Below are 4,587 nucleotides of genomic sequence, written 5' to 3' on the forward strand. Positions count from 1 at the left end.
TACTATTACGGTGCAACCAACAGAAGAAGAGAAGGAATTATATCAAGCTATTAACGAATATTTGCGTTCATCACGAGAAGAAAAAACGATTGATAAATTAACCAGAAATAACCTACTGATGCGTGCTGGTTCCAGCCCAGCGGCTTTGCTTACTTCTCTCGAAGGATTGCAGTCTCGTTTTAATAATTCTCAAATTTTGTTTCTCAAAAAGCGTGCTAGTAATATCAAACAGTTTGAAAAAACTCGGATGTTAGTAGACTTGCTAAAAAAATCTAATCAAAAAACTTTAGTATTTGTTAATAACCTCGCTACCCAAACTTATTTGTCCGAAAGTTTAACAACTGCGGGAATAAAACATAGTTCCTTCAGAGGGGATATGTCTTTGAAAGCCAAAGATAGCGCTATTGAAGAATTCCGAGAACAAGTCCCAGTTATGATCGCAACAGAAACAGGAGGAGAAGGACGCAATCTACAATTTGCCAATGCAATTGTTAATTATGACCTACCTTGGAATCCGATGAAGATAGAGCAACGTATCGGTCGTCTTCACCGCATAGGTCAAACTCAAGATGTTTTTATCTTTAATTTTTGTATCGTTAATAGTATTGAAGAATATATCCTCAAAGTTCTTCATGACAAAATAAATATGTTTGAATTGGTGGTAGGAGAAATTGAAACTATATTAGGGAATATGGGAGATGAATTTGATTTTGAAGACATGGTAATTGACCTGTGGTTGGCGAATTCTCACAAAGATGAATTAGATAATGCTTTTGATTCTTTTGGAGGACAGTTATTAGATGCCAAACATAGTTATCAAAAAGTACAGAAATTTGATGAAAACTTATTTGGAGATGATTTAGAGGCATGAAAAATCAACTTCTTGATGCTATCAACCAAGTAATTAGCTTAAACTCTGGAGTTGCAGAGTTTACGAATGATGATACTTTAGAAGCATTGCTGCCAGTAGATATTGCTCGCTCTTTAGATGTATCTGATTCTATTAGTTTTAGCACCAGAGCAGATGTAAACGACAGCTATTTTGTTACCTATAATTCAGAAATATTTGATAAGTTTTCTGGGTTACTTGATTTCAAGGTTATGCATCCGCACTCGGTATCAAGTATGATGGCTATTTAAAAACTACAGGCTTTGAGAAGAAAATAGGCGATACTTTATGTCCGCAAAATGGTTTAATTCGCGTTGGTAAATCCTTTGAAGCGCTAACTCCCTACATCTTATTTAATATGTCCTATACCGCGAGTGCAGACGAAAAGCGGTTGGGAATGGTATCGTTTTTTATTAATGGTCTGACGGGTATTCCCGGCGTAGAAATTGGTGATGCACTGTCATGGAAATCTGACCAAATATGTTTAAAAGATGCATCAAATCTGGAATATATCAACTTTGAACCATTACTAAATACTGCTAATTCTTATGCATCGAAATTAATTGACGCAGAAATTACACCTTGGCGTAAAAGTTTATTGCGTAAATTAGGTAGGGATGAAGAAAGAATTAAAACCTATTACAACACAATTGTTTCTGAGATTAGAGCCAAAATTAAGAAGAAGAATTTGGAAGGAGAAGCAAAAGAGAAAGAATTAGCTCGGATTCAAGCAACTCAAATGGAATTGAAACGAAAACTAACCGATTTGCAAGAGCGATATTTGTTGAGCGTCACAGCACAATTACACAGTACTTTAGTGATTTTATTGCAAACAGTTCATATTGAATGCGAACTAATTAGAAAAAAGGCAAAACGGGGAGTAATTGCGGTTTGGAATCCTTACTTGAAAATTATTGAACCGTTGCGATGTGAAGAGTCAGGGGTGCCAGTGACAACATTTTATCTGAGCGATAAGGAAGCTAAGATTATTGCTCCGGAGGTTTATAGTAAGTAAGCTGTTTTTTACTTGTTTTCGACTGCACCTAATGCTTTGAGTGTACTTTTTTCTACTTCGCTTAAACCTATAACACCAGTGATATTCATATTGGCGTAGGGTTTATTGCTGAGGGTTTTGATGCATTCCCCGGTTTGAATATTCCAGATTTTGATGGTTTCGTCTAAGCTACCACTTGCTAATATTTTACCATCAGAATTTACAGAAACTGACCATACAGAGTTAGTATGACCTTTAAAAGTTTTTAAACATTCTCCTGTATGTATATCCCATAAGCGAATTGTTTTATCGCAGCTAGCACTGGCTATTGTAGTTTGATTGACGATATCAATTGATATGATTCGATTTATATGTCCTTTTAAAGTTTTTAAGCATTTACCACTAGGAACATCCCATATTTTAATTATTTGATCGTCACCACCACTAAATAAATATTTTCCATCAAGACTAAAAGTTATACTGCTTATTCCATTGCTATGATGGTGCAATATTCTCAGACATTCCCATGTATTAATATCCCAAATTCTAATGGTTTCGTCATCACCACTACTAGCAAATAATGTATTATCGTGGTTGATTGCGACTGACCATACTCTACCATTATGATTACTGAAGGTCTTTATACATTCACTATTATCGAGATTCCATAATTTAACTTTGCTATCGCCATAACTACTAACTAATAACTTATTGTCAGAACTGATAGCTATTGAATAAACAGAACTGCTGTATTCTTTATTATCTCGATCTAAAGTTTTTAAACATTTACCTGTATTAATATCCCACAGCTTAATAGTTGCATCACCACCACCACTAGCTAACAGGGTATTATTTGAATTAATAATAACTGACCATACACGACTTGTATGCCCTTGCAAAGTTTTGAAGTATCTTCCGGTGGTAACATCCCAAACTCTAATTATTCCATCATCACCACTACTTGCTAAAAATTTACCGTTAGCACTAAAGTCCACAGAATAAACTATACTTGTGTATCCTTGTAATGTTTTTAGGCATTCTCCTCTATTGATGTCCCAAACTTTAATTGTAGAGTCGCTACTACTACTAACAAGATTTTTTTGATTCGGGCTTAAGGCAACTGACCAAACTGTGCCATTATGTCCTTGTAAAGTCTTGATGCATTCCCCTGTATCTATATCCCAAATTTTGATAGTTTGGTCAAGACTGCTACTAATGATAGTTTTTCTATCAGTACTGAACATTGTAGAAAACAATATTTGAGTATGTCCTGAGAAACTTTTTACTAATTCCCCTGTATAAATATCCCAAAGCTTTATTATTGTGTCGCCACCTGTAATTAACTTTTGATCATCAGGACTAATTGACACCGATATCACTTTACTTTTATGTCCATACAGAGTCTTTCGACATTCTCCTGTGCTTAAGTTCCATATTTTCACAGTTCTATCCCAACCAGCACTAATTATGGTTGTGCTATCGGAATTTATTGCTACTGAATATACTCCCCCTGAATGTTCTTGCAAAGTTTTAAAACATTCTCCTGTATTTATATCCCAAATTTTTATTGTTTGGTCGCGACTACCACTAACTATTATTGTTTTATTAGAATTGATTACTACTGAATAAATTCTATGAGAATGTCCTTTTAAAGTTTTTAAACATTCTCCTGTCTTTATATCCCAGATTTTTATTGTTCTATCATCACTAGCACTAACTAAAATTGTACCGTCATAGCTAAACTGAATTGAGCGAACCCAGTCAGTATGCCCTTTCAAATTTAGAATTGGTTTATCATTTTCTATTTGCCATAGGCGAATTGAACCACTCACTTCACCAGTCGCAAATAGTTGACCATTAGGGCTAAATTCTACTGACAAAACACGACCAAAAACTTTAGTAAAATCAGATTCAACAAAATTAGCTCCTGCAAAATTCACATCTCGCAAACTTGCTTTACTAAAGTCTGCCCCCTTCACCACAGCACTCGATAAATTTCTCCCTTCCAAACCTGCTTTATTAAGCTTCATCACCAAAGTCGCTGCATTCCCACCAACATAAGCAACCTCCGCTTCACTCTTCCCTTTCGTCGCTTCAATAACTCTTGCTAAATTCTCAACACCACTTCCTTTATTAAGCATTCCCACCAACAAATCCATAACTGCTTTCGTCAAAGGCGATCGCCCAAAAGTTTCTTTCAATTTCTCCAATGGCTCGCTAATAAATTCCCTTAGCGGAGATATTGCCACACTACACCCAGTATTATCTAATTGACGCTCAAAATAACCAGACCAAGTATAATCAACGGGTGCAGAATTCCCATCTAAACAAGATTGTACTTTTACTAATTCAGTAAAATCATCCGCTAACACTCCCAATTCCGCCGCAAACTTGTACGCGACAAAAAATTCTAACAGCGAACGATGGGCTGGAGTATAATCACCATCAGCATTACGAATCAGCATCGTCTGCCCCATCATATCGTAGTGCCAGTGATCTAAATCCTTCTCTTGCTGCACCACCGAACCAAACAACCGTCGAATCCTATCGGGAAACAAGCGATAATTTAAACTCATCTGTTCCGTAGAAAGCATTTCCCAAGCCAACTCACACAGGAAATACATCTTATCTGCTAAGGAAGTAAAAGTACGTTCCGCTTTGATATCTCGTTCCATCTTCCGCTGTACTGCATACAAGTAAACCC

At 36.1% G+C, this 4,587-nt stretch carries 4 protein-coding genes; 3 read left to right on the forward strand and 1 reads right to left on the reverse strand.

The features are described 5' to 3' along the window. From VB797_RS34635 to VB797_RS34645, 3 genes are all read left to right on the forward strand, one after another. On the forward strand, positions 1–871 hold an 871-nt coding region (locus tag VB797_RS34635; protein WP_323242343.1), incomplete at its 5' end, for a C-terminal helicase domain-containing protein. After that, positions 868–1,140 carry a hypothetical protein gene (locus VB797_RS34640; protein ID WP_323242340.1) on the forward strand — a complete coding sequence of 91 codons (273 nt, stop codon included), beginning with the start codon at positions 868–870 and terminating at the stop codon, positions 1,138–1,140. The genes VB797_RS34635 and VB797_RS34640, both read left to right, overlap by 4 nt. 107 nt (positions 1,141–1,247) lie before the next feature. After that, a complete protein-coding gene (locus tag VB797_RS34645) occupies positions 1,248–1,904 on the forward strand; it encodes a hypothetical protein (RefSeq protein ID WP_323242344.1) in 657 nt (218 codons plus the stop codon). Positions 1,905–1,912: 8 nt separating this feature from the next. On the opposite strand, the gene VB797_RS34650 is transcribed toward VB797_RS34645, so the two are convergent. Then, on the reverse strand, positions 1,913–4,587 hold a 2,675-nt coding region (locus VB797_RS34650), incomplete at its 5' end, for a WD40 repeat domain-containing protein (RefSeq protein WP_323242345.1).

It is taken from the genome of Rivularia sp. UHCC 0363 (assembly GCF_034931125.1).
Lineage (GTDB): Bacteria > Cyanobacteriota > Cyanobacteriia > Cyanobacteriales > Nostocaceae > Rivularia.